The organism is Agreia bicolorata (genome assembly GCF_000938265.1).
GTDB lineage: Bacteria > Actinomycetota > Actinomycetes > Actinomycetales > Microbacteriaceae > Agreia > Agreia bicolorata.
This window is the reverse complement of sequence record NZ_JYFC01000002.1, coordinates 339676-366176: the sequence shown is the minus strand read 5'-3', so window position 1 is coordinate 366176 and position 26501 is coordinate 339676. Positions and strand designations below refer to the sequence as shown.

19 protein-coding genes are annotated in these 26501 nt (G+C 65.1%); 12 read left to right on the top strand and 7 right to left on the bottom strand.

The annotated features are described in order from the left end of the window. Window positions 1-269 precede the first annotated feature (269 nt). From TZ00_RS05175 to TZ00_RS18695, 4 genes are all read right to left on the bottom strand, one after another. Window positions 270-1397 carry an AI-2E family transporter gene (locus TZ00_RS05175; protein ID WP_084605926.1) on the bottom strand — a complete coding sequence of 376 codons (1128 nt, stop codon included), beginning with the start codon at window positions 1395-1397 and terminating at the stop codon, window positions 270-272. A gap of 41 nt (window positions 1398-1438) precedes the next feature. Beyond that, window positions 1439-2149, bottom strand: a complete 711-nt coding sequence (locus TZ00_RS05170) for a lysophospholipid acyltransferase family protein (RefSeq protein WP_044439788.1) — start codon at window positions 2147-2149, stop codon at window positions 1439-1441. A gap of 71 nt (window positions 2150-2220) precedes the next feature. After that, window positions 2221-4104: a DNA helicase RecQ gene (recQ, locus tag TZ00_RS05165; RefSeq protein WP_161793740.1), complete on the bottom strand. Its 1884-nt coding sequence runs from the start codon at window positions 4102-4104 to the stop codon at window positions 2221-2223. 233 nt (window positions 4105-4337) lie between these two features. Further along, window positions 4338-5315, bottom strand: a complete 978-nt coding sequence (locus TZ00_RS18695; RefSeq protein WP_152631091.1) for a hypothetical protein — start codon at window positions 5313-5315, stop codon at window positions 4338-4340. Window positions 5316-5558: 243 nt separating this feature from the next. Between TZ00_RS18695 and TZ00_RS05155 the strand changes: the two genes are divergently transcribed. The 9 genes from TZ00_RS05155 (at window position 5559) to TZ00_RS05120 (ending at window position 17238) form a co-directional block, all read left to right on the top strand. After that, window positions 5559-6452, top strand: coding sequence for an EamA family transporter (locus TZ00_RS05155; protein WP_044439786.1), 894 nt, complete (start codon window positions 5559-5561; stop codon window positions 6450-6452). A 59-nt stretch (window positions 6453-6511) separates the two neighbouring features. Then, window positions 6512-7078, top strand: coding sequence for an ECF transporter S component (locus tag TZ00_RS05150; RefSeq protein ID WP_078713758.1), 567 nt, complete (start codon window positions 6512-6514; stop codon window positions 7076-7078). Beyond that, window positions 7075-8853 carry an ABC transporter ATP-binding protein gene (locus TZ00_RS05145; RefSeq protein WP_052521305.1) on the top strand — a complete coding sequence of 593 codons (1779 nt, stop codon included), beginning with the start codon at window positions 7075-7077 and terminating at the stop codon, window positions 8851-8853. Before TZ00_RS05150 ends, TZ00_RS05145 begins: the two co-directional genes overlap by 4 nt. Further along, on the top strand, window positions 8850-9692 hold the full coding sequence (locus tag TZ00_RS05140; protein WP_420796226.1) for an energy-coupling factor transporter transmembrane component T: 843 nt from the start codon (window positions 8850-8852) through the stop codon (window positions 9690-9692). Before TZ00_RS05145 ends, TZ00_RS05140 begins: the two co-directional genes overlap by 4 nt. Before the next feature lie 251 nt (window positions 9693-9943). Next, a complete protein-coding gene (locus tag TZ00_RS05135; RefSeq protein WP_044439785.1) occupies window positions 9944-12298 on the top strand; it encodes an Ig-like domain-containing protein in 2355 nt (784 codons plus the stop codon). Between the two features lie 181 nt (window positions 12299-12479). Then, window positions 12480-12905 (top strand): hypothetical protein, encoded by a 426-nt coding sequence (locus TZ00_RS19605; RefSeq protein ID WP_139368622.1) that lies wholly within the window; start codon window positions 12480-12482, stop codon window positions 12903-12905. Between the two features lie 119 nt (window positions 12906-13024). After that, a complete protein-coding gene (locus TZ00_RS05130; protein WP_044439784.1) occupies window positions 13025-14761 on the top strand; it encodes an ABC transporter ATP-binding protein in 1737 nt (578 codons plus the stop codon). Next, window positions 14761-16824: an ABC transporter ATP-binding protein gene (locus TZ00_RS05125; protein ID WP_044439783.1), complete on the top strand. Its 2064-nt coding sequence runs from the start codon at window positions 14761-14763 to the stop codon at window positions 16822-16824. Before TZ00_RS05130 ends, TZ00_RS05125 begins: the two co-directional genes overlap by 1 nt. Window positions 16825-16833: 9 nt before the next feature. Continuing rightward, entirely contained in the window at window positions 16834-17238 is a 405-nt protein-coding gene (locus tag TZ00_RS05120; RefSeq protein WP_044439781.1) for a VOC family protein, read from the top strand. 187 nt (window positions 17239-17425) lie between these two features. On the opposite strand, the gene TZ00_RS05115 is transcribed toward TZ00_RS05120, so the two are convergent. Together TZ00_RS05115 and TZ00_RS05110 are read right to left on the bottom strand one after the other, a co-directional pair. Then, on the bottom strand, window positions 17426-19507 hold the full coding sequence (locus TZ00_RS05115) for a DEAD/DEAH box helicase (protein ID WP_044439780.1): 2082 nt from the start codon (window positions 19505-19507) through the stop codon (window positions 17426-17428). Window positions 19508-19763: 256 nt separating this feature from the next. Then, window positions 19764-22991 carry an efflux RND transporter permease subunit gene (locus tag TZ00_RS05110; protein WP_052521303.1) on the bottom strand — a complete coding sequence of 1076 codons (3228 nt, stop codon included), beginning with the start codon at window positions 22989-22991 and terminating at the stop codon, window positions 19764-19766. 160 nt (window positions 22992-23151) lie between these two features. Between TZ00_RS05110 and TZ00_RS05105 the strand changes: the two genes are divergently transcribed. Further along, window positions 23152-23508 carry a hypothetical protein gene (locus TZ00_RS05105; protein WP_078713753.1) on the top strand — a complete coding sequence of 119 codons (357 nt, stop codon included), beginning with the start codon at window positions 23152-23154 and terminating at the stop codon, window positions 23506-23508. Between the two features lie 20 nt (window positions 23509-23528). On the opposite strand, the gene yczR is transcribed toward TZ00_RS05105, so the two are convergent. Then, window positions 23529-24965 (bottom strand): MocR-like transcription factor YczR, encoded by a 1437-nt coding sequence (yczR, locus tag TZ00_RS05100; protein WP_044439778.1) that lies wholly within the window; start codon window positions 24963-24965, stop codon window positions 23529-23531. Window positions 24966-25026: 61 nt separating this feature from the next. Here yczR and yczE point away from each other — a divergent pair, with 61 nt between their 5' ends. Both yczE and TZ00_RS05090 read left to right on the top strand, forming a co-directional pair. Then, window positions 25027-25686 (top strand): membrane protein YczE, encoded by a 660-nt coding sequence (yczE, locus tag TZ00_RS05095; RefSeq protein WP_044439776.1) that lies wholly within the window; start codon window positions 25027-25029, stop codon window positions 25684-25686. Further along, entirely contained in the window at window positions 25661-26488 is an 828-nt protein-coding gene (locus tag TZ00_RS05090; protein ID WP_174436061.1) for a peptidylprolyl isomerase, read from the top strand. The genes yczE and TZ00_RS05090 overlap by 26 nt, the downstream gene beginning before the upstream one ends. Window positions 26489-26501: the final 13 nt, after the last annotated feature.

The window sequence follows — 26501 nt, the reverse complement described above, 5'->3', positions numbered from 1 at the left end:
CTCGCTGTCTTCGATCCGGTCTGCGAGCTGTGTAGAGCTGTCGCCGTTTGTCTCGTTCTTCACCGCGTCCACCATCATTGGCCTCTTCCGTGCGCTGTCAGCAAATCTGCGTCCACGCTACGAGCGGCCGGGCGGCCATGAAAATTCACCGTCCGTGCCCTACAACGACCCGTTGTCGACCGAGCCGCGGCGTTGATGATGTCTACAGACGAACATGGAGAACGCAGGCGTTCCCCCACAACTGGGCCGGATGCGAGCCGACCCGGCTGCTATTTCAGATCCTGCCTCGGAAACACGATCTTCTGAATGATGATGATTGTCGAGGCGGCGACCGGAATCGCCACGAGGGCGCCCAGAATTCCGCCCAGGGTTCCGCCGGCGACGGCCGCGATGACGACTACCGCACCTGGTACCGAGACGGCGCGGTTCATGATGCGCGGGCTCAGGAAGTACGCCTCGATCTGCATGTAGACGAGGTACCAGATCAGGGCCACGAGCGCCGTCAACGGCGACGCGAACAGGCAGGTCAGAACGATGATGATCGAGCCGGTGAGCGTTCCGACGAGAGGAACCAGCGAGAACAGAAATGCGATGAAGGCGAGAAGCACGAACTGTGGGGCGCCGATGCTCCACAGGAAGATCGCGCTCAGCACACCATTGACCGCAGCCAGCGACACCTGCCCGACGACATAGCGACCGACAGCCGAGGTGATGTCTTCAGACACATCGATGAAGCCCGCACGCTTGCTGGCCGGAACGAAGCGGTAGGTGACGCGCTTGATCGAACGCAGCGACGCGAGAAAGTACAGGGTCAGAATCAGCACGACAACCGCGCCCGTGACGCCGCTCGCCACCCCTGCACCCACGGCCAGGATGCCGCCACCCAGGTTCACGAAGTTGTTCGGGTCGCTGACGAAATCGGTCACGCTCTTGGCAACGGAGTCGAAGTCGACGACGCCGGAGAGCTGCCGCTCCGTCGTCTTCACGAAGTCACTGTCGACGACGCGGTTGACGATGTCGGGAAAGTTGGCGATGAGATTCGACACCTGCTCAACGATCACGGGAATGATCGTGAGAAGCAGCCCGGCAAAGGCGAGAATGACCCCTGCAAAGACCACGAGGATCGCCGCCCACCGAGGGAGTTTCCTTTCGAGCCACGACACGAGCGGGTCGAGCCCCAGCGCGAGAAAGAGGGCCACGCCCACATAGATCAGAACCGTGGTGAGCTGCCCGATGATCCCGCCGATGAGAATCGAGACGAGCACTCCGAGCCCGCCGACGAGTCCGATGCGGAACGCGTTGACCCGCACGGGCGGAAGCGCCGCACTCCCGGGAACGACGATGTCGGACTGGGGTTGCTGCACGGCTGCGGTGCGGCGTCTCTTCTTGCTGAACATTCGGGTCCCCAGTCTTGTCGTCTCGGCGTGCTCACCCCACCTTAGGAGGGTCTGTTGCGACCGAGAGCGCGCTTGACTTTCTCGATCGCCGACGCGGCTGGAACCTCGTTGTACACACCGGCCGCATCCTGGCCCGACATGCGCTGAATGTCTTCCATCAGCACGTCGGTCAGTTTGCGTCTCGCGCGCGCCGAATTCGCCTGCCCGTACTCCGACGCGTCGATGGGACGGCCGAACTCGACAGACACCCGGTGCAGCCGGGGAATGGTCGACCCCACCGGCTGCAACTTCTCGGTACCGATCAGGGCCACGGGCACGATGAGACTGTTCGAGCTCATGGCGAGCCACGCCGCGCCCGTGCGCCCTTTGTAGATTCGTCCGTCTCGAGACCGGGTTCCTTCGGGATAGATGGCGAAGGCCTCGTCACGCTCGAGGATCGCGAGTCCCGCGTCCAGAGCGTCTTGCGCTGCCTGCCCGGCTCCGCGATCGACGGGCACCGCTCCGATGGCCGAGAAGAACGATCTCGACAGCCACCCTTTTGCGCCGTCGCCGGTGAAGTACTCGGACTTCGCGAGGAACGAGACATTGCGCGGGGCCACGAGGGTGAGAACAACGCTGTCGATGAAACTCAGGTGGTTGCTCGCGAGCAGCACGCGCCCCGTGCGCGGCACGTTCTCTCGGCCTATGACCTTCGGGCGGTAGACGGCTCTGGCCACGGGTGCGAGAAAGGCGCGGCTGAGGAGGGTGAGCATGCGCCCAGTCTCGCAGAGCGCTCATAGCCCCCGCGGCATGCTCTGCGATACGACCTGTATTTATGCTCGGATCAGGATATAGCGTCGCTCGCGACGACCTCGAGAATCGCCTCGCCGTACTTCTGCAGCTTCGCCTCACCTATTCCACTGATGCCTCCGGCTTGATCGAGCGACGTGGGACGCTCGGTGGCGATGGCTCGCAACGTAGCGTCTCCGAAGACGATGTATGCGGGCACCCCCTGCTCGCGCGCTTCGCCGGCACGCCAGGCCCGCAGCTTCTCGAACAACTCCTGATCTGCCGGTGCCAGCTCGGCCGTGGCCGCTTTCGACTTCGACGAGCCCGACGATCGCACGCTGCGCGCCGCCCGTTCGGCTTCTCGCCGCATCGACACCGGATGCCGCCCCGCGAGCACCTCGCCGCTCGCCTCGGTGATCACCAGGGTTCCGTAGCCGTCGTCGTTCACCGCGAGCAGTCCCTGAGCCAGAAGCTGGCGCACCACTCCCCGCCACTGCTGGTCGCTGAGGTCTTGTCCGATGCCCCAGGTGGAGAGACTCTGGTGATTCAGCTGGGTGACCCGGTCAGTGACCTTGCCCCGGAGGATGTCGATGAGCTGCCCGGCGCCGAAGCGCTGATTGCGCTCGCGCTGCAGCCGCACCACGGTCGACAGCAGCTTCTGGGCCGCGACGGTGCCATCCCACGATTCGGGCGGCTCGAGACACGTGTCGCAGTTGCCGCACGGTGTGGATTCTTGACCGAAGTAGCCCAGGAGGTTCACTCGACGGCAGTGCACGGTCTCGCAGAGCGCCAGCATGGCATCGAGGTGCGCGGAGAGCCGCCTGCGATGGGCGAGATCGCCGGGAGACTCGTCGATCATTCGGCGCTGCTGCACGACGTCTTGAAGACCGTAGGCGAGCCACGCCGTCGACGGCAGACCGTCGCGGCCGGCGCGACCCGTCTCTTGGTAGTAGCCCTCCACCGACTTGGGCAGGTCAACATGGGCGACGAAGCGCACATCGGGTTTGTCGATGCCCATGCCGAACGCGATGGTGGCGACGATGATGATGCCGTCTTCGCGCAAGAAGCGCGACTGGGTGGCCGCGCGCAGTCGCGAGTCGAGACCCGCGTGATACGGCAGTGCTTTCAGACCGTTATCGGCCAGAAACTGGGCGGTCTTCTCGACGGTGTTGCGCGAGAGGGCATAGACGATGCCCGAGTCGGTGGGGTGCTCACCCTTGATCAGCGAGAGCAGCTGCTTGCGCACCTCGCCCTTGTTCTCGATGCGATAGCGAATGTTCGGGCGGTCGAAGCTGGCGACGAAGTGCTTGGCCTGCTGCATGCCCAGGCGTTCAGTGATCTCAGCGTGCGTGGCCTCGGTCGCCGTAGCGGTGAGCGCGATGCGAGGCGCATCGGGCCAACGCTCGGCCAGCTCGGAAAGGGCCAGGTAGTCAGGTCTGAAGTCGTGCCCCCACTGCGACACGCAGTGAGCCTCGTCGATGGCGAAGAGCGCGATCTCGCCCCGCGCGAGAAAGCGTTTGGTCGCCTCGTTCGACAGGCGCTCCGGAGCAACGTAGAGGAGGTCGAGCTGCCCCCCGAGGTAAGCATTCTCGACGCGTGCCCGCTCCGCGGCATCCTGGGTGGAATTGAGAAAAGCTGCGCGCACACCGACCGCCGTCAAGGCGTCGACCTGATCTTGCATCAGCGCGATCAGGGGCGAGATGACGATGCCGGTGCCTCGGCGCACCAGCGACGGGATCTGGTAGCAGAGCGACTTGCCGCCGCCAGTCGGCATAAGCACGACCGTGTCGCCGCCGTCGATGACGTTCTGGATGATCGCAGCCTGGTCTCCGCGGAAGGTCTCGTATCCGAAGACCCGCTGCAGGGCCTCGACCGCGGTCTCGGGAGTGGCGACGGCCACGTCGACCGCTGGCGCAGACTGCGTTCCCTGAGCCTGCATTCCCTGGGCCTGTCGAAGGGCTGGCGCCGGACCTTCGTCGTAGTACGGGTCGTACGGCGGCTCTTCGTCGAAGGGCGGTGGTTCCGCTTGCGGGTCCCAGGGGATTTCAGCGTTCCACGTCACGCTCCGAAGTTTACCGTCGTCCTCTGACCACGCTCCCGCGAGCGCGGGTGTTCCCGCCGAACGCGGCGGCGCAACCACCGCGCCGGGCGCGAACTCCCGCGTTCGACCATTCACCGCGGTGGCATAACGAGGAAACCGTCGGGGTGGCCGAAAGGAAGTTGAGGAACGCCGAGCTCGAGAAGCCGACGACACAGAGCGCCGGCGCTGTTCGCCACCTCCCATGGCCAGCGTCCAAACCCATCGCACTGAGTTCGCAGCCAGTCCTCTCTCTGCTTCTCGTCCCACAGAGCCTGCGCCGGTGTGCGCCCTCGAAGATAGGCAGGGTCACTGTATTTAATGCGTCCGTCGACCTCACCGATGCGCCTGCACCGCTTGAACCAGAAGTCGACGAAATACGAGTGGCCCGATGGATGCACGAACTCCTGCTGGAGAATCGGCCGAGGAAATCGGTGCCTCGCCATGTTGACGAGACTCACCGATTCGGCGACCGAACCGCTGAGGGGCGTCGCGAACTCGATGACACCAGAAGCCTGTCGAGAACCACGAAAGGGCAGGAGCTCGCTCCATACGGATCTCAGCTCCTCTCGCGTCACCAAGCCGCGATGCAGCGCGAAATCAGCGGCAGCTACGCCGGAGACGAAAGTGGACTGCGCGGCGATGTCGACGATCGTTCGAGCAACATCGGTGACGACGAGGCCCTCTGCGGTTCTGACGAGCGTCGACGGCATCCCCACCGCGTGGCGGCGAATACCCGGATCCGAGCGACCTCCGGACGAGCGCTCGGCGAGAACGTGCACGTCTCGGGGCCAGGGCCCGACAATTGGAAGTCCCCAGAGCACAGCCGCCGAGTAGCTGGAGAACACGGGCTCGATGCGTCGTGTACGCGCGACGGCGAAGACGTGCATGCGGTATCTCGCGTCGTAGTTCATCGATCTCCAGGTCGATACCGGAATGTAGGCGCCCCGACGGATCTGCAGAAGCTCCCCTCGAGCCGCAAGTCGATTGAGCCGGGAGTCGCCACCCATCAGCACGTTGCGGTCTCGGGTCAGAAGAAGCGCATCTTCGAGATGCATCATTGGCGCGGTCATGACACAACGCTGACGGACACCAGCATCCGCAAGAGCGGACGAGGCTGAACTGTGGAAGCCCTTCTCCGTGGGTCACGTGTGATGGACAGGAGCCACCCGAAGATCGTCCTCTCGAACGCGGGTGTTCCCGCCGAACGCGGCGGCGCAACCACCGCGCCGGGCGCGAACTCCCGCGTTCGGCGATCCCGAGCCAGCGCTTGCTGCCGCGAGCGCGCAACAACGCCCCGCGTAGGCTCAGTGCCCATGCTCGTCATCGCTTTCGGACTGGTCGGCGCGTTCGTCTACGGCTCCGCCGACTTCCTCGGCGGCCTAGCCTCCAAGCGCCTCTCGCCGTTCGCGGTCACCGGCATCGCGGCGTTCTCCGGGCTCGCCGTACTGCTCGCCGTCTATCCGCTCGTGGGCGGAGCGTGGTCGGCTGAGGCGGCGCTCTGGGGAAGCATCTCGGGAGTCTCCGGAGCCATTGGCATCTCGCTGCTCTACGCCTGCCTCGCGATCGGGCCCATGAGCATCCTCTCGCCCCTGACCGCGGTCGTGTCGGCCGTCGTCCCCCTGGCCGTCGGGCTGGCCCGCGGTGACGGGCTTCAGCCCGTCGGATACGTCGCCCTCGCTCTCGCACTGGTCGCGGTTGTGCTGGTGGGATTCATTCCAGAGAAAGGAGCCGTCCGCCCGAGCCTCCGCGGCGTTCTTATGGCCGTAGGGTCGGGCGCCACGATCGGCGTCTTCCTGATCGCCATCGACATCGCACCCGCCGACTCCGGGCTCGTGCCCCTCGTCTTCAACCGAGCCGTCAACGGCGTCATCATGGTCACGATCGTGCTCATGGCCGTCGCGATCGCGCGCCGGCGATCGGATGCCGCGGCCCGACCGCCCGCCGCATCCGACGGGCCCGCACGCGCCGGCCTGCGCACCGCCCTGCTGCTGGCCCTCGCGTGCGGCGTCGCCGACGCGGCAGCCAACGGCCTGATTCTCACCGGGCTCCGACTCGGGGAACTCTCGGTGATGTCGGTACTCGTCGCGCTCTACCCCGCAGGAACCATCGTGCTGGCCGCGATCGTGCTCAAGGAACGCATTGCTCTCGTGCAGGTCGTCGGACTCGTTCTGGCGGTCGCGGCGGCAGGCATGCTCTCGCTCGCCTGAGCCACCTAAGGTCACCGGTTAGTTTGGTTATCCTGCCCTAAGCTGATGGCGGAGGTCCGATGAGAAACGTGAGCACGCGCCTGCTCCTGACGTGCGCCGCGATCGGCGTTGCCGGCGGCCTCGTCTTTGCACTCAACGCCTGGGTCGGCGGCACCGTCGCGGCCCTCGCTCCCCTGTTCTACGGGTTCACCATCGGCGTTTATTTCCTTCCCGGCGTCGTGGCCCAGTACGTGATCAGGCGCGGCGGGGTCGCGATTCTCACGGCGGCCATCGCCGGGCTCGTCACCGCGCCTCTGCAGCCACTCGGTTTCTGGGCGACTCTCATCGCCATTGCCATCGGCGCGTTCCAAGAGCTGCCTTTCCTCGTCGCGAAGTACCGCCGCTGGAACACCTGGCTCTTCATCGTGGGTGGCATCGTGGCAGGCATCGTGTGCGCCGCCGGCATGTACCGCACACTCGCGAAAGATTCCCTCGACGCCGCATCGGGAGCGATTCTCATGACCGGGTACTTCGTTGCACCGATCGTCTTCACGGCGATCGCGGTGCTCCTCGGGGCGGCCCTCGTCCGCACAGGTGTGGCGCGCGGCCTGCGAGCCGAGCGCGCCCGCGCCACTCCTGCGGCGTGACCGACGACCGCGTCGTCGACCCGGGGTCGGTGACAGAGAACGCTCCCGCTCCGATCGTGCGCGTGCAGTCCGTGTCGATCCGGCACGACGATCGCGCGGCATCCACCCCGTCTGACGTGACCTTCGACGTCGCGCCCGGAGAGGTCGTGCTGATCCTCGGGCCGTCGGGATGCGGCAAGTCGACACTCGCATTGGCACTGAACGGGCTCGTACCCCACGCGGTTCCCGCCGAACTCACGGGCACCGTGACCGTGGGCGGCATGCGCACGGCCGATGAGACGGTTGCGCGGCTCAGTGAGCGGGTCGCGATGGTCTTTCAAGACCCCGATTCGCAGATGGTCACGGGAACACTGCTCGACGAGGTGGCGTTCGGCCCCGAGAATCTGCTCGTCGACCGCGCCGAGGTTCTTGCGCGGGCCGAGGAGAGCCTGCGCCAGGTGGGGCTGTGGGAGCGCCGGGGCGACAATCCCGACCTCCTCTCGGGCGGCGGTCGACAGCGGCTCGCGATCGCGTGCGCTCTCGCAATGAAGACGCCGATTCTCGTTCTCGACGAACCGACCGCTAATCTCGACCCGGCCGGGATCGAGGAGGTCTACGAGGTCCTGCGCCGCCTGGTCGACACCGGAGATCATGCGATCGTGCTCGTCGAGCACAATCTCGACGCCGCGATCGACCTCGTCGATCGCGTGATCGTGCTCGACGCGCAGGGGCGATTGGCCATGGAGGGCCCCACGAGGCAGATACTCATCAATCGGGTCGACGAGCTCCTCCGCCTCGGCGTCTGGTTGCCCGTGGCCCTGCTCGCGGCACTGCGCCTCCGCGACGCTGGCATCACACTCGATCCGCTGCCCCTGACCCCGCGCGAACTGACGACCTCGCTCGACGCGCAGGATGCCCTCCCCACGTTGGCCTCGTCCGCCCCGGATTCCGGCGTCAGCCCCGCACACCCTGCTGACACCACGGGTGACCCGAACCTGGCCGTGCGTGTGACCGCGCTCGATCTCGATCGCGGGCGCACCCGCATCCTGAATGGCATCGACCTCGCGATCGAACGCGGCTCGTTCGTGGCGATCGTCGGCACGAACGGGGCAGGAAAAACCACGCTGCTGCAGGCGATCGCCGGCGTGATCCGCGCTCCGGCCGGGCGCATCCAGGTTCTGGGAGTCGACCCCGCCAAGGCCAACGCCCGCACCCTCGCGCGCACGATCGGCTTCGTCTTTCAGAACCCCGAGCACCAATTCATCAAGGCAACCGTGGCCGAAGAGCTCGCGCACGGGCCGCAGCTGCAGCAAATACCGGTCGACGCCATCGAGACACGCGTGTCGAACATGCTCGACCGCTTCGGACTGCAGGAGCTGCGCGACGAGCATCCCTTTCTACTGTCAGGCGGGCAGAAGAGGCGGCTCTCGGTCGGCACAGCATTGATCGACGGCGCCCCGCTGCTCGCCCTCGACGAGCCCACGTTCGGCCAAGACAGAGCACGCGCATCCGAGCTTCTGTCGCTGCTCGACGAACTCAACGCCGAGGGCACGACGGTGCTGGTCGTGACGCACGATCTTCAACTGGTCGCCGAGCACTGCAGCCATATTCTGGTTCTCGACTCGGGCAGAGTCGCAGCTTTCGGCCCCACAGCGCCGGTGCTCGCCTCAGACGCCCTTGAATCGGCCGGGCTGCGCACGCCGCCGCTCGCGCGCGCATTTCGCGAGGTCGAGCGCCATCCTGCCTGGCGAGCCGTGACCCGGCTCAGTGACCTGCCCGCTGGGGCGACGTCGTGAGCCAGACCGGCGCATCCGCAACGCATCAGGCCATCGACCCGTATGCGGCACCGCGCGACTTCGGCCCCGTTCGCTTTCTTCATCGCCTCAATCCTCTGTCGAAGATCGTGGCCCCACTGCCCGCCATGGCCCTGCTTCTCTTCGCTCGAGACATCGCGACTCCGCTGATCTTCTGCCTCTTCGTCCTTCTTATGCTCGTGATCGGTGCGCATCTGCGCGCCCGCACACTCGTTGTGCTGCTCGTAGTCCTCCCCCTCGTCGTCGCCGTCATGTCGGTGAGCTTCGGCATCTGGGCGGATGCCGCTCTGGTCGGAGACTCCCCCGTTCTCGTCGAGGCCGGGCCCGTGCGCTTCACAGTCGGCGCCTGGCTCATCGGCCTGGCCACCGCGCTGCGACTCACCGCCATCGTTCTGCTTGCACTCATCGGCGGGCTCACCTCGACGGGGCCCGATCTGGTGCGCTCCCTCGTGCAACAGCTTCGTGTGCCGTACAGGCTGGGATACACGGCTCTCGCAGCGTTTCGTTTCGTGCCGCGCTTCGGCCACGAGCTCGACGTGATCAGGCAGGCACACCGGGTTCGGGGCATGTCGGATGGGCGGGGCCCGATCGCCGCGGTCGCCCGCACGGCCGGCTACGTCGTTCCGCTGCTGGCGGGGGCCATCAGGCACGCGGAGCGGGTTGCGCTCGCCATGGACTCGCGCGCGTTCGGTGCGCACCCCACCCGCACCGAGAGGTATCTCATCGCCTTCCGGGTTCGGGACTGGGTCTTCATCGTCTCCTTCTGGGCGCTGACCGCAGGCGTCTTCACCACGGCGGCTGGACTGCACGCGATCGGCTGAAGCGGCGAATCCGGCACGGGGCGGCGCAGAACGCGCAAAAAGCAAAGTAATTTACCCCAAAGCCAAACGTGACACGCCGTAACAGAACAGGAAAATACTGAGATTAAGCTGAGTTGGGGCTTGGCCTCCAGGTTTTTCACAGTTAGGTTGGGACGGGGCGCAGGGCAAAAGCGCAGAGCGTTCGCATTTCGAGCACGCTCTTGCGATCCCCTGCATTCAACCTCCCTTGCAGACATACACAGAGAGATACGATGACGCCTTCACTAAGACGCACCGCAACGATCGGTACGGCCACCCTCGGACTTTCGCTGGCTCTCGCCGGCGCCGTCCCGTCCGCTTCGGCGGAGACCGCAGATGTTGCGGCGCCTGCCGTAGCGACCTCCACCGCACCGGCACCGCTCAACGCGGGAGCCGATAAGTATGAGCTTGCCGCGGAGTACTCGGGCCTCACGGCCGACGAGGTGCGCAGCCTGGAGCAGTCCGGTGCCATCAAGGTCTCAGACAACGGGTTCATTCTCCACATCGACGACGCCACGACGAGCGGCTCCTCGGACACACTGAACATGGATAGGCAAGCATCAGAGTTGCTGGCAGCCCCCATTCCCGGCTCCGCAACCGGCGGATCACGTCCAGGCGCCCCGGTAACCATCTACCTCGACTTCGACGGTGAGGTTCTCGAAGGCACGCAATGGAACATTCAGGCGAATTCAGAATCGCTGACCTTCTCGGCGGCTGCTGCCGGCGCTGATACCGCCTTCCGCGACGCCGTCTGGGCCGTGGTTGCCGAGGACTACGCTCCCTTCAACGTCAACGTCACCACCGCGAATCCGGGCACCGACGCACTGGTCAAGTCGTCAGCAGATGACAATGTCTACGGCTCGCATGTCATCATCACGGACTCCTACACCGAGGTGCTGCCCGATGCAGCCGACAGCTCAGGTATCGCCTGGGGCGGTGGAACCGGCTCCGACTTCCTGTCTGGCGCGTTCGTCTTTACAGAGGGCCTGGGAGGCGCGGCGGCGACCACGAAGAACGTGGGCAACACCGCATCGCACGAGTCGGGTCACAACTTCGGCCTTCTGCACGACGGCATCGACGGATCGACCACGGGTGAGTACTACTACCCGACTGAGGGCCTATGGGCTCCCACGATGGGCGCATCCTTCGACGTTCCGCTCAGCCAGTGGTCCAACGGCGGGTACGCGGGTGCCACTAACACCGAACCCGACTTGGATGTCATCACTGATCGATCGTCGGCCAGCGCCATATTCGTGAACGCGACGACACCGGACGGCCAGCCCTACGAAGGTCCTGTCTGCGTCGCGGGCGACGCAAACGCGAATAACCCGCAGCCCGGAGATCAGTTCTTTGTGCCCAACAACGACACATGCGAGGGTGACCTCACGCCGCTGACGCTCAACTTCTCCTACACCGACCGAGCCGACTACGCGACCGATGAGGTCGGCGACAGCGCAGCAGAGTCGACGACGCTCGAGAACGACGGCACCTTCTCCACCGAGAGTGTCATCGGCACCCCCGATGATGTCGACGTGTACGGCGTGATCGCCGCGGCTGGCCCTTTCACCGCAACGGTCGACGTGGCAGACATCGCTCCGAACCTCGATTCGAAGCTGACGCTCACCGATTCACAGGGCAACGTGATTGCTGAGAGCTCGCCGGCGACGACGCGAGTCTCCGCTGACACCGCTGCAGGACTGGGCGCGACGATCACAACGACCGTCGAGACTGGCGCTTACTACCTCACGGTTGACGGCGTCGGCGCGGGCGACCCGACCACGGCCACTCCGGACAACTCGAATGGATACACCGACTACGGCAGCCTCGGCAACTACACCCTGTCAGGCACGGCTGTGCAGTTCGTCGCCGAGGAGCTCGTCATCGAGACGCCGGTCGAGGGCGCCAAGGTCGTCGGAGGCTCGACGGTCGACGTCACCGGCACGGCTACCCCGAACGTGACTGTCACACTCGCCGCCGGTGGAAGCAACGTGACCACCGTGGCTGACGCCGACGGCAAGTGGGCCTCGTCTGTCACCGCCAATGCCTTCGGCAACACCGAGATCGTCGCCTCACAGGGGTTCGCCAACCTCGCCGTTCCCGGAACCGACTCGGTCACGGTTACCGCTCCGGTCAGCGCTCCAGTGATCACAAACCCGGCCAACGGAACGACGACCGGCAGCGCCACACCGTCGATTTCGGGTACCGGCATTGCGGGGGCGACCGTCACCGTCACCGTCACTGACGCGAGCGGCAACGTCACCACCGGCCAAGCACAGGTAGATGGCAACGGCGCGTGGGAGCTCGTCCTGGCCACGCCGTTGCCGACCGGCGCGTACACGATCACCGCTGTTCAGACGATCAACGGGGTGACCTCCGGCCTCACGGCTCCCGTCTCCTTCTCGATCGATCTGACGGTGACGACTGGCAACGGAACCGACCCGGCCAACGTCGGCGGCACCCTCGCAGCGACCGGCAACGACCTCTTCGGGTCGCCTTTCGTTCTCCTGGCTGCCGGACTGCTCCTGGGCGGCGTCGTGACGACATCGTTCGCGATCAGTCGCCGTCGCGCATTCGCGCAGCAGAGCTGACAATCATGGTGAGGCCATAGCCATGGCTTGAACCGAGACGGGGCGGGATTCGCACAAACGAATCCCGCCCCGTCTCGCCTTGTCTGCACCGGTTGCACTGAATGCCAAAGACGGAGTTCACAGACTCCACGTACTGTATTTGTATCTAGACGTTTGATCGTCGAAGAGATTGTGGGGCGTAATGCCAGAAAACACTAAAGATTCAGGCGCAAGAACAAGATCCCTGCTCATTGTTATCGCCGTGGCGGTGGCGGCACTCATCGTTGTTGGAGTGTTCGCATTCAGAGGCCAGGGAGAGATATCACCCACACCTGACCTCACGATGACGCCTTCTTCCACACCTTCGACCGCTCCATCGGATTCCGACAGCTCAGAGAATGAAGGCACCGTGAACACGCCGACTCCCTTTTCGACAACAGTTCTTCCCAGTCCGATGAGCGGTCAGGAAGCCATCGACGCGCTCGGTGACAAGATCGAGTACGTCGCACAACGCAACGGCAAGACCGTCGACGAGCTCAAGGATTTGCTGCTGCGCGACGCAACCGTGCACGTATCGACCTCCGGAGACATCTTCTTCCGCGATGACTTCGGTGGCAAGAAGCCGTAGACCTCGGTCATTGCGAAGTATTCCAAAGAGGAATAACGTCATCACCGAGCGTCGGTGGCGGCACATAGAGTCAGCTTGCACATCGCGCCCAGGCCTTTCCGTCATCGTGAGGAACAACCGTGGAACTCATCCGCCTCATCCTCCGCCACCTCAAGCCCTACACGGGCTGGGTCGTGGCGGTCATCGTCTTTCAATTCATCTCCACGCTCGCGGCCCTCTATCTGCCCAGCCTCAACGCTCAGATCATCGATAAGGGCGTCTCGACCGGCGATACCGACTTCATCTGGTCGACGGGCATGACCATGATCATCGCCTGTCTGGTTCAGGTGGTCACGGCCATAGCGGGCATCTATTTCGGTGCTCGCACGGCCATGGCCGTCGGCCGCGACCTTCGGCGTGAGATCTACCGCAAGGTCGACTCCCTCGGCGCCATCGACGTGGCGAAGTTCGGCACGGCGACGCTCATCACCCGCGGCACCAATGACGTGCAGCAGGTGCAGATGCTGGTTCTGATGATGCTCAACTTCATGGTCTCGACGCCCATCATGTGCATCGGAGGCATCGTTTTCGCCGTGCGTGAAGATGCGGGCCTCTCGTGGCTCGTCTGGGTCTCGGTGCCGCTGCTGTTCATCATCGTCGGGTTCCTCGTCTTCCTCCTGCTCCCCCTGTTCCGCCTCATGCAAGACCGCATCGACGGCATCAACAGCGTGCTGCGCGAGCAGATCATGGGCATCCGGGTAGTACGGGCCTTCGTGCGCGAGCCCTTCGAATCCGAGCGCTACCAGCGCGCCAACGAGGCCATCACCGTCGTCTCGATCAAGGTCGGCAACATCTTCGTGCTGATGTTCCCCGTCATCATGATGATCCTGCACCTCGCCACCGCCGCCGTGCTGTGGTTCGGCGGGCAGAGGGTTGACGCCGGCGAGATTCAAGTGGGCTCGCTCACCGCGTTTCTGCAGTACCTGCTGCAGATTCTCACCGCCGTCATGATGGGGGTCTTCATGGTCATGATGATCCCCAGGGCTGTGGTGTGCGCCGAGCGCATCACCGAGGTGCTCTCCACCGATCCGAGCATGGCCGTGCCGGCACAGCCTGCACCGCGAGTTCCCGCAGCCGGGCGCGTGGAGTTCGCCGATGTCACGTTCGGCTACCCGGGCGCCGAGCGCCCTGTTCTCGACCGCGTCTCGTTCGTGGCCGAGCCGGGCAAGACCACGGCGATCGTCGGATCGACAGGAGCAGGCAAGACCACCATGCTCAACCTGATTCCGCGTCTGTACGACGCACAGGGCGGCAGCATCACAATCGACGGCGTTCCCGTCGCCGACCTCGACCGTCGCCAGATCGCCCATCTCGTCGGGCTGGTGCCGCAGAAGCCATATCTGTTCTCGGGAACCATCGCATCCAATCTGCGATTCGGTCGGCCCGATGCCAGCGACGACGAGCTGTGGCGGGCCCTGCGGGTGGCGCAGGGCGAAGACTTCGTGAAGGCCAAAGAAAAGGGGCTCGACGAGCCCATATCGCAGGGCGGCACGAATGTGTCCGGTGGCCAGCGGCAGCGCCTCTGCATCGCCAGGGCGTTGGTGGCCGACCCGCAGGTGTATCTGTTCGACGACTCGTTCTCGGCGCTCGACGTGGCAACGGATGCGCGACTGCGGGAGGCCTTGTTCGACGCCACGCGGGGCGCGACCGTGATCATTGTCGCCCAGCGCATCTCGACCATCAGATCGGCAGACCAGATCCTCGTCGTCAACGACGGCGTGATCGTCGCACGGGGCACACACGACGAACTGCTCGATGAGAGCGAGACATACCGCGAAATCGTCGGATCGCAGATGAGCATCGAGGGGGTGGCCTGATGGCCCGCAACACGAAGAAGAGCTCATCTACCGACGAGACACCCACCGTCATCGACGAGCTCGAAGTCGAATACCTTCCCACAGAGGCCGACGGCGACATGTTCGGCGGCGCGCCAGCGAAGAAGGCTCAGCAGTTCTGGCCGTCGGCCAAGCGGCTCATGGGCCTGCTCGGGCCCGAGCGGGTCAAGATGAGCATCGTCGTCGCGCTCGTGGTCATCTCCGTCGTACTCACCGTCATTGCACCGAAGATCCTCGGCCAAGCGGTCGACACCATCTTCAACGGCGTCATCGGCTCCCAGCTGCCTGCCGGCGTTCCGCTCGCTCAGATCGTCGCCGAGACCAGAGCATCGGGCAACAACGACTTCGCAGATCTGCTCGAAAAGTCCACCATCGTTCCGGGTCAGGGTATCGATTTCGTCGTCTTGGGGCGCTTGATCATCATCGTTCTGCTGATGTACATCGTCGCCTCGGCACTCAACTGGGCCCAGGGCTACGTGCTCAACGGACTGGTCATGCGCGTGGTCTTCCGACTGCGCCAAGACATCGAGGTGAAGCTCAACAAGCTTCCACTGAGCTACTTCGACTCCCGGCAGCGCGGCGACACCATGTCGCGGGTCACGAACGACGTCGACAACATCCAGGCCGCATTGCAGCAGGCATTCTCGCAACTCGTGCAATCGGCGCTCACCGTCATCGGCATCGTCGTCGTTATGTTCATTGTTTCGTGGCAGCTCGCGCTGATCGCATTGATCGCCCTGCCGCTGTCAGCCGTGATCGCAGGCGTCATCGGCGCGCGCTCACAGAAGCTCTTCGCCGCCCAGTGGAAGAACACCGGCTCGCTGAACGGGCACATCGAGGAGTCGTTCTCCGGTCTCGAGTTGGTGCGCGTGTTCGGCCGCGACAAAGAGATGGTCGCGGAGTTCGACGAGCGCAACGAGAAGCTCTACAACGCGTCGTTCGGCGCGCAGTTCGTGTCGGGAATGATCATGCCCGCCATGACCTTCGTCTCGTATCTGTCGTATGTTCTCATCGCCGTGGTCGGAGGGCTGCGCGTCGCATCCGGGCAGATGACCCTCGGTGACGCGACCGCGTTCATCCAGTACTCGCGCGAGTTCTCGCAGCCGCTGGGGCAGATCGCCGGCATGGCCAACATGCTGCAGTCGGGTGTCGCATCGGCCGAGCGCACCTTCGAGCTGCTCGACGCCGACGAGCAGCAGCCCGACGAGGTCTCCGCAGAACTGCCCGCTCGCACCGACGGCCACGTTCGATTCGACGACGTGTCATTCAGCTACGACCCCGAGAACCCGCTCATCGAGTCGCTATCTCTCGAAGCGAAGCCGGGGCACACGGTTGCGATCGTCGGTCCGACCGGAGCGGGCAAGACAACTCTGGTCAATCTGGTGATGCGCTTCTACGAGCTGACGGGCGGGCGCATCCTGCTCGACGGCGTCGACATTACCCAGCTCTCTCGTGGCACTCTGCGATCTCGGGTGGGAATGGTGCTTCAAGACGCGTGGCTGTTCGAGGGAACAATCCGCGAGAACATCCGTTACGGGCGTCTCGACGCCACCGACGACGAGGTGGTCGAGGCAGCCAAGGCCACCATGGTCGACCGTTTTGTGCGGCAGTTGCCCCTCGGCTATGACACCGTTCTCGATGCCGACGGCGGCAGCGTATCGGCCGGCGAGCGACAGCTCATCACGATCGCCCGCGCGTTCATCGCCAATCCGTCGCTGCTCATTCTCGACGAGGCCACCTCGTCGGTCGATACTCGCACCGAGCTTCTCGTGCAGCACGCCATGGCCGCACTGCGCACCGACCGCACCTCGTTCGTGATCGCGCACCGTCTCTCGACCATCCGCGACGCCGACACGATTCTGGTCATGCAGAGCGGTCGCATCGTCGAACAGGGCAGTCACGATGAGCTCCTCGCCGCGCAGGGCGCGTATTACACGCTGTACATGACTCAGTTCCGGGGCGAAGACGAGGCAAGCGCCCTCGCCGACACACCTACTGACGCGCCCACCGACGCGTCAGCCGACGTATCAACCGAAAGTGAGTGAGTAGCCACCATGGACTGGACCCTCGAAGTCATCGTTCTTCCCGTTGCCGACATCGACCGCTCGATCGCGTTCTACCGCGATCAGCTCGGCTTCGCACTCGATCATGACGTGCAGACAGAGCAGATGCGCGTGGTGCAGCTCACCCCGCCAGGGTCGGGATGCTCGATCGTTCTGGGCATGTCGCAGATGCAGCCCGGCTCGATGAAGGGACTGCAGCTCGTGGTCTCCGACGCCACGGCCGCACGAGAGCAGCTTCTGTCGCGGGGTGTCGAGGTAAGCGAGCTCAGCATCTTCGACTCCGAGCGCGATGGAGGCACATTCTTCTTCTTCGACGACCCCGACGAAAACAGCTGGGCTGTGCAGCAGATGAAGGTGCGAGCCGATAAGCCACTCATCCCCCTCGACGCCCGCTGAGCCCCTTCGCAACATCCGCGCCCCTCGACATCATCCATTTGACGAGAATCGACCCAATTTCGCGATAGTGGGTCGATTTGCGCCAAGCGAATAGGCCGAACAACCTCCGCGAGAACGACGAAGCGCCCCCATCCAGAACGGATGGGGGCGCTTCGCGTTGCCGCTGTGGCAGGAAGTGCAGGTGTGACTACACGCTGCGCAGGTCGTCGAGCAGCTGGTCACCCGGGCGGGCGTTCACGGTGTTCGCGCGAATCTCGGCGCGGCCGAGCAGCTCGTCCATACGACGCTGGCGTGAGCGGTTGATGAGCGTGATGACCATGCCCTTCTTGCCCGCGCGGCCGGTGCGGCCGGAACGGTGCAGGTAGGTCTTGTACTCGTCGGGCGCATCGGCCTGGATGACCAGGTTGATGTCGTCGACGTGAATGCCGCGGGCGGCGACATCGGTCGCGACCAGCACGTTGACCCGGCCGCTGGTGAGCAGCTGCAGGTTGCGCGTGCGGCGCGACTGGTTGAGGTCTCCGTGCAGGCTGGTTGCCGGGATGCCGGCGTCGTCGAGCTGGTCGGCCAGCTCTTCGGCGAAGGCGCGGGTGCGGGCGAAGACCAGGGTCTTGCCGGGGCCCGAGGCAAGCTGCTGGATGATCTCGCGCTTGTCGCGCTGCTCGATCAGCAGCACACGGTGGTCGATCGTGGAGGAGGCCTGGTCTTCACCGGCGACCTCGTGCACCGACGGGTTCACGAGGAACTCGTTGACCAGCTGGGCCACGCCCTTGTCGAGCGTTGCCGAGAACAGCAGACGCTGTCCGCCGTCGGCGACCAGACGCAGGATGCGCTGCACCGGCTCGAGGAAGCCCAGGTCGCACATGTGGTCGGCCTCGTCGAGCACCGTGATGGTGACCTTGGAGAGGTCGAGGCGACCCTGCTCCACGAGGTCTTCAAGGCGGCCAGGGGTCGCGATGATGATGTCGGTTCCACGCTGGAGCGCGGAGACCTGCTTGAACTGCGGCACGCCGCCGAACACCGTGGTGGTGTTCAGGCCGACGGCGCGAGCGATGGGCTGCACCGTGCGGTCGATCTGCATGGCGAGTTCGCGGGTCGGGGCGAGAATGAGGGCGCGGGGAAGACGACCGGGCTTGCGGCCCTTTGCTCCGCCGTTCTCCATAAGACGCTCGACGACCGGGGCGCCGAAGGCGATGGTCTTGCCTGATCCGGTCTTGCCGCGTCCGAGCACGTCTTTTCCGGCGAGCACGTCGGGAATGGTGGCAGCCTGGATCGGGAACGGGCTGAGGGCTCCCATCGACTGCAGCTGGCGCTCGATGTTGTCGCCAAGACCGAGGTCCTTGAACGAAACGCCCTCGACCTCGATAGCCGTCGTGGCCTGAGCCTCGAGGCGCTCGAGCACAACGTCGTCTACCGGCGCGTGTCCGGCGGAGGGGCGGTCGTCGCGCTTCGGGTAGAAGTCCGAGCCGCGGTCGTTGCTGCGCTGCGGGCGGTCACCGTAGGAGGGGCGCTCCGTGCGCGCGGGGCGATCACCGTAGGAAGGACGCTCCGTGCGTGCCGGACGATCACCGTACGACGGACGGTCGTTGCTGCGCTGGGGACGATCGCCATACGACGGGCGCTCGGTGCGGTCTCCATAGGAAGGGCGCTCGGAACGCTGCGGACGGTCACCGTACGAAGGGCGCTCGGTGCGTGCCGGGCGGTCACTGTACGACGGACGCTCCGTGCGCGCCGAACGATCTCCATACGAAGGACGGTCGTTGCTGCGCTGCGGACGGTCACCGTACGAAGGGCGCTCGGTGCGTGCAGGACGGTCACCATAAGAGGGACGCTCTGAACGCTGCGGACGGTCACCATAAGACGGGCGTTCGGTGCGGTCGCCGTAGGAGGGGCGCTCGGAACGCTGCGGCCGATCACCGTAGGCGGGGCGCTCCGTGCGAGCCGAACGATCACCATACGAAGGACGGTCGTTGCTGCGCTGCGGACGGTCACCGTACGACGGACGCTCGGTGCGTGCAGGACGGTCACCATAAGAGGGACGCTCAGAACGCTGTGGACGATCGCCATAAGACGGGCGCTCGTTGCTGTAGGCGGGACGCTCGGAGGAGCGCGCGGCGCGCTCGTCGGCGTTCCAGCGGGCCTTCTTCGGGGCGCCGGATGCGGGAGCGGCCTGGTAGCCGCGGTGACCGGGCGACTTGCTGCCCGACTTCGAGCCGTTCGGCACGTAGTTCTTAGCGGGCTTGAAGCCGCCGGATTTATTGGATTTAGGCATGGTACTTTCCGGGTTTTATTAGATTGCATGGCAAAACGACAACCGGAATTGGTTGTAACTTCGCTAGAACCCGGAATATCTTCAGTCCGGGGCCGTGTCATACGTTGACAATTCCTTGTGATCAACGGGGATATTCGTATACATCACGAATGACCGCTGGCCAGTGCGTCCATACACTGACAAAGGAAAACCGGCCCACCAGACTTACAAACCCTTCCGCGACGAAATCGCGGTGTCTAGAGCCGACCTGTAAACGTTACACGTCGGCGGGCTTTTTGTCACCCTCTTCTCGCTCGACACGGCGCTCAGCACGCCGCTCGAGCGCGCCATAGACCACCGAGTACAGCACCGGAAGCACAAGCAGCGTCAGCACGGTCGAGGAGATGAGGCCGCCGATGACAACGAGTGCGAGCGGCTGCGAGATGAAACCGCCGTGACCGGTGAGGCCGACCGCCATGGGCAGCAGGGCAAAGATCGTGGCGAGTGCCGTCATGAGAATGGGCCGGAGACGTCGACTAGCCCCCTCGGTCAGCGCCTCGCGCACCGAGCGCCCCTTGTCGCGATACTGGTTCACGAGGTCGATGAGAACGATGGCGTTCGTCACCACGATTCCAATGAGCATCAGCACGCCGATGATCGAGGGCACACCGAGCGGGATGCCCGACACGAGCTGCAGAATGATCGCGCCGGTCGCCGCGAAGGGCACCGAGACGAGCAGCAGCAGCGGCTGCAGCAAGCTGCGGAACGTGGCCACCATGACCACGTAAACGATCAGGATCGCCACAAGCAGTGCGATTCCGAGCTGGCTGAAGGCATCGCCCTGGTCGCTGGTCACGCCGCCCAGAGACGCTGTCGCCCCGGCGGGTAGCTTGGTGTCATTGACAGCCGCCTGCACCTCGGCGCTGGCCGTACCGAGATTGTCGCTCGCCGGCGTCGCCGTGATCGTGGCGGTGCGAACTCCCTTGACCGTCGTGATCGACGCCGGCCCATCGACCGTCGCGACCGCCGCCAGCGAGTCGAGTCGAACCGGGCCTGCAACGGTGGGAATCTGCAGCGCAGCGAGGTCTGCGACGGTTGCCGGCGAAGTCTGCGACTGAATGTAGATCGAGTAGCTCGTGTCGTCGATGAAAATCGTGCCGAGGGTCTGCGGCTGCATCGCCTGCGACACGATGCCGCCCACGATAGTCTCGCTGAGCCCGGCCTCCGTCGCCTTGACCCGGTCGACCGTGACGGCGATATAGGGCCTCGAGTTGCTGAGGTTGCTCTCGCTCTGCGTGATCGCGTCAAGCTTCGAGACCTTGGCCAGAATGGCATCGGATGCCGTCTGCAGGTCGGCCGCGCTGGTCGCGGTCACGTCGATGGCGATATCGCTCGACGTTCCGAAACCGGCCGAGGCTGCCACCTGGATGTCGCCGGCGTCGCTGGTCTTCTCCAGCGTCTTGCGCACGGTATCGGCGAGCGCATCCTGATCTGCGCTCTCGTCGGTTGTGATCGAGTAGGTGATCGCCCCTGCACCACCGCCCACGAAGGCGTCGCGCAGTGCGGAGCCGCTCGAGCCGATGCTGAGCTGCACCGCCTTGATGCCCTTGATGCCGAGCAGCGCCTTCTCGACCGACTGCGCGGCCGTGTTCTGCGCATCCAGGCTCGTGCCGACGGGTACCGTCTGCGTGACCGTCAGAGTGTTCTGGCCGCTCGAGCCCAAGAAGTTCGTCTTCATGAACGGGGTCAGCCCAAGAGTGAGCAGCAGCAGGAGCGCCGCCGATACGAGAGTGATCACCGGCCGCTTCAGAGTCGCCTCAAGAACAGGCAGATAACGCTTCTGCAGCGCCGACGGCTTCTCCTCCTCGACGACCAGCTGCTCCTGCCTTCGGGCACGGCGCGACTCGAGCCCGGTGACCGGGTCGACCGGCGCGGTGGGGGCGGATGCGATGTCGTGCGCGTGGCTCTTCGGCTTGCGCGAACGGAGGAACCAGTATGCGAGCACGGGCACGATCGTGAGCGCCACGATGAGGGAGGCGAGCAACGCGATGGTGACCGTCAGCGCGAACGGCCGGAAGAGTTCGCCGGTGGTTCCCTCGACGAACGAGATCGGCAGGAAGACGGCGACCGTCGTGATCGTCGATGCAGTGATGGCGCCGGCCACCTCTCGAACGGCCTCGACGATGATGGCGGCTCTCGCGGCCCCTGCCCGGTCGGTGCCGCCCTGCATGCGGGCGACCCCATCGGGCGAGGCCAGATGCCTTCGGATGTTCTCGATAACCACAATGGAGTCGTCGACCACCCGGCCGATGGCGATCGTCAGTGCGCCGAGGGTGAGGATGTTGAGCGAGTACCCCGCGGTCTGCAGGCCGATGAACGTGATGAGCAACGAGGTGGGGATCGAGATCGCGGTCACGAGCGTCGACCGGATCGACAGCAGGAACACGAGGATCACGACGACCGCGAAGAAGAGACCGAGCAGCCCTTCTTCGGTGAGCGACTGAATCGACTGCTGAATGTAGGGCGCCTGATCGAACACCACCGTGAAGGTGGCACCGTCGAGAGCGGTCTTGAGCTTCGGCAGCAGATCTTGAACGGCGTTCGACACCTCTACGGTGTTCGCCGCCGGCAGCTTCGTGATGGCGATGGTGAGAGCGGGCTTGCCGTCGACGCGCGAGATCGACGTGACCGGGTTATCGGTCAGTGCGACCGACGCCACGTCGGCGATCGTGTAGGCACCGCCCTCGGGCTTCAGCGCTCCCCCGAGAGGCAGACCCTGGATGTCGGCCACGCTCGTGAGCTTCGTTCCGGCCTGCACAGAGAGTGTCTTGTCATTCTCGGTGAGCGAGCCCGCGGGAATCAGCAGTCCATTGTTCTTGACGGCATCCCGAATCGCCTGCGTCGACAGACCCGCCCGGGCAAGCGCCTCGGAGTTTGGCGTGATCGTCACTCGCTGACCGATGTCGCCCACCAGCTGGGCATCGCGCACGCCGGCCACGTCGGTGATGTCGGGCAGGGTGTTGGCGCGAAGAAGGGCCGCAAGCGCTTTCGTGTCGGTGACTCCATCCGCCGGAGTCACGGCGATCTGCACAACAGGAAAGTCATCGATGCCACCCGAGAGCACCTGAGGGTCGAGGTCTTCGGGCAGGGTCGACTTGATGCGGTTGATCGCCTGGTTGATCTTCTGCTCGGCGGTCGCGAGGTTGGTGCCGTATGTGAAGGTGGCGCTGATGATCGAGAGATTCGTGCTCGACGTGGCCGTGGTGGTCTCGATTCCGGCGACGCCCTGGATGGCGGTCTCGATCGGAACGGAGACGTCGTCGTTGACGACCTCCGGCGATGCTCCGGGGTAGTTGGTCAGCACGGCGAGCTGCGGAAACTCGATCGACGGAATGAGCTCCTGCTTCAAACTCGTCAGCGCAAGGCCGCCGAACACGGCCGCCACAATCGTGACGAGGGCGATCAACGCACGGTTCTTCATGCTGAGAATGGCGAGAAAATGCACAGGGCTACCTTCTGTCGAGCGGTGCGGCGACCGTTTCGCGATCTGTGTCAACTATGACATCCGGCCTCGTTCACGCCGCATTCACGAGGCCACGCTTACGGCGAACAACCCAGCAGCGCAAGGTGTTGTGGCTCGCAACGATCCCCGCAAGGATCAGAGCATGAAACGTATCCTCTACAGCGGCGGCACCGTCGTGACCGGTGACCAAGTGGCGGATGCCATCCTCGAATACGCGAGCGAACTCGCCCGACAGGAATCCAGCGACACCCTTCAGGTGCCCAGCATCAACGACGCCGGCGTGCTGGTTCACACGCAGTTGCTGCTCGGCCCCGCCAGCCAGTTCATCGTCGAAGAGGTCGAGACCTCGACCGAAGACCCGGTGGATCTTGAGCTCGTGGAGAAGATCCGCGAGAAGACGGGCCACCTTCAGGCGCCTCGTCCGGTCGCCTCGAGCAGCACGTCCGACTACCCCGATCTCGACGAACCGACCGAAGTTCCCGATCCCCCACTTGCCTAGTCAGCTACCGGATTGAGGGCTCAGGCGACGTCGCCGAACGCCTGCGCCCCGGGCACGGGATTGCGCATGATCGCCTGCCAGGCCCGGCCCAGCGCATCCATGCCCTGTTCGAGTTGCGCCGTCGGGTAGCCGAGCGGGATGCGCAGAAACCGTTCGAGGGCGCCGTCGAGCCCGAAGCGCGGCCCGGCGGTGATGAGAAGCCCCTCGGCGCGCGCGGCGAGCGCGAGCTGCGATGACACGGGCGATCCGAGTCCCACCCAACTGGCGATGCCGCCGGCCACCGGGGGCGCGCTCCACGACGGAAAACTGCCGGCGACGAGTTGCTGCAGTCGATCGCGCCCGGCTCGGAGCTGCTCGCGACGACCCTCGAGAATGGCCGGCATGTCGGCGAGCATGCGCGTGACGATGAGCTGTTCGAGAACGGGCGTGCCGAGGTCACTCGCGGGCCGTGCCGCGGCGAGGGTGCGGATGAGCCCGGGTTCCGCGCGAATCCAGCCGACACGCAGGCCGTCCCAGATGGTCTTGCCGACGGAACCGATCGTGACCACGCTGCGTTCGTCTCCCGGTGTCGCGTATGAGGCAAACGGCAGAAAGCTGCCCTCGCGGTCGATGTCGAGCTCGCCGGAGGTCTCGTCGATGAGCAACGTCGTTCCCGCTCGCATCGCCTGGTCGATGGTGCGCTCGCGCAGCTCGGCAGACATCGACTCGCCCGTGGGGTTGTGAAAGTCGGGCATGAGGTATCCCACGGCGGGAGTCGTGCGACGCATGAGCTGCTCGAGCGCCGACTCGTCCCACCCTTCGCCTGGCGTGACGCTCACCGGCACGAGCCTCGCCCCCGCCAGGGCGAGAGCCTCATACGCGTGCGGATAGCTCGGCAGCTCGACGAGGGCACGGTCGCCGCGACTGAGCAGCACCCTCGACAGCAGGGCAATTGCGGCCTGCGCACCCGTGGTGACGAGTATCTGATCGCTGGTCGTCGGCAGACCGCGCGCCGTATACCGCTCCGCCACGGCGTCGCGCAGCTCAGGAATTCCCTCGAAGTTGTAGCCCGGGCCCTGCAGGTAGCGGCCGAAATCCTCCAGCGACTGCTGCGTTGCGAGGGCGATACCAGGGCACGCGGGCATCACGGCCTTGGTGAAGTCGAGGAACGCTCCCCCGGCGTCGACGGCCAGGCTCGCCCGGCCGGGCACGCGGGTCACGCTGCCCGAGCCTCTGACACTCGTGGTATACCCGCCCTCGCGCAGCTCGCGATACGCGCTGGTGACCAGGGTGCGACTCACCTCGAGCGCCTGCGCCAGCTCGCGCTCGGCGGGGAGCCTCGTGCCGGCCGGTATGCGGCCGTCGAGAACGAGAAGTCGGATGCGGTCGAACAGCGCCTGATACAGCGGCCCGCCGCCGTCTTTCCAGTCGCCAAGAAGGGAACGAAGTGCGCGGGTGCCGAGAAGTGCGTCAGACATGCAACCACTTTAGCCAAATTGGCTTCTTGATCAAGAGCCAATTCTGCAATTGGATGCATTCATGACCTTCTCGTTCGCCCGTCGCCTCGTTCGCCTCATCTCCGGCCTCGCACTGTATGCCTTCGCCGATGCACTGATGATCCGAGCCGCACTCGGCGTCGACCCGTGGACCGTCTTCGCGCAGGGCATCGTGGCGCAGACCGGTCTTGGCTTCGGTCTGCTCACGAACATCATCGGCGGACTCGTGCTTCTGCTGTGGATTCCCCTGCGGCAGAGGCCCGGGCTCGGCACCGTGCTGAACGTACTGCTCATCGGGCCCTTCATCGAGCTGAGCCTCTGGATCCTTCCGCCCATGCCGAATGTCTGGGCACAGGCCGGCATGTTCTCCGCAGGACTCGTGCTGCTCGCGGTTGCGAGCGGCATCTACATCGGAGCCCAGATGGGACCGGGCCCGCGTGACGGGCTGATGACCGGCATCCACAATCGCTTCGGATCGCCGATCTGGGTCGGCCGCTTCGGGGTAGAGGCCACGGTGCTGCTCATCGGCTGGCTGCTGGGCGGCAATGTCGGGCTGGGCACGCTCGCGTTCGCCCTGCTGATCGGGCCGCTCTGCAACATCACCCTCCCCTTGATGGGCGTGCGCTCTGGCAGACTGGCCGCGGCAGCCACGCCCGTTCCATCACCGAGGAGCCCCGATGACCAACCCGTACCGGCCAGGTAGCACTCGCACGAATCCTCTGGCGATCGTCTCGCTGATCTCGGCATTCGCGCTCTCGCTCGTCGCCGTCATCACCGGTCATCTCGCCCTCCGTCAGATCAAGCGCACGGGAGAAGGCGGGCGAGGTCTCGCCATCGCCGGTGTGACCATCGGCTATGCAGGGCTGGTCGCGGGCACGATAGCCATCGTGATCTTCATCACCGCGAGCGTGACCGCCTTGACCGAGGAGGTGCAGCGGAACGACAACGGCCTCATGGCGCCTTCGACGATCGAGGCACGGGAACTGCCGCCGCCATCGCTCGCCGAGAACCGCGACTGGACGGGCACCATCACGATCAACGGGCAGGATGTCGGCGTCACGCTCGACGGAGCGGCGGCTCCGCAGGCGGTCTCTTCATTCCTCGCGCTCGGCGACGACGGATTCTTCGACGGCACCTCATGCCACCGCCTGGTGACGGCGGGCATCTACGTGCTGCAGTGCGGCGACCCCACGGGCACCGGAACGGGCGGCCCCGGCTATTCCTACGGCCCCATCGAGAACGCGCCGAAAGACGATGTCTACCCGGCCGGCACCCTCGCCATGGCCCGCATCGGCGGAGACGGCGACAGCATGGGCAGCCAGTTCTTCATCGTCTACGACGACTCGACGATCCCGTCGGATGCCGCGGGCGGCTACACGGTGCTCGGCACCATCACGAGTGGGCTCGACGTGGTCACCGGCATCGCAGACGCGGGCACCACAAGCGGCGCCAGCGACGGCACCCCGGCTGACCCCGCCGTGATCGACGGGGTCAGCTTCAGGTAGGCATCAGCTTCGG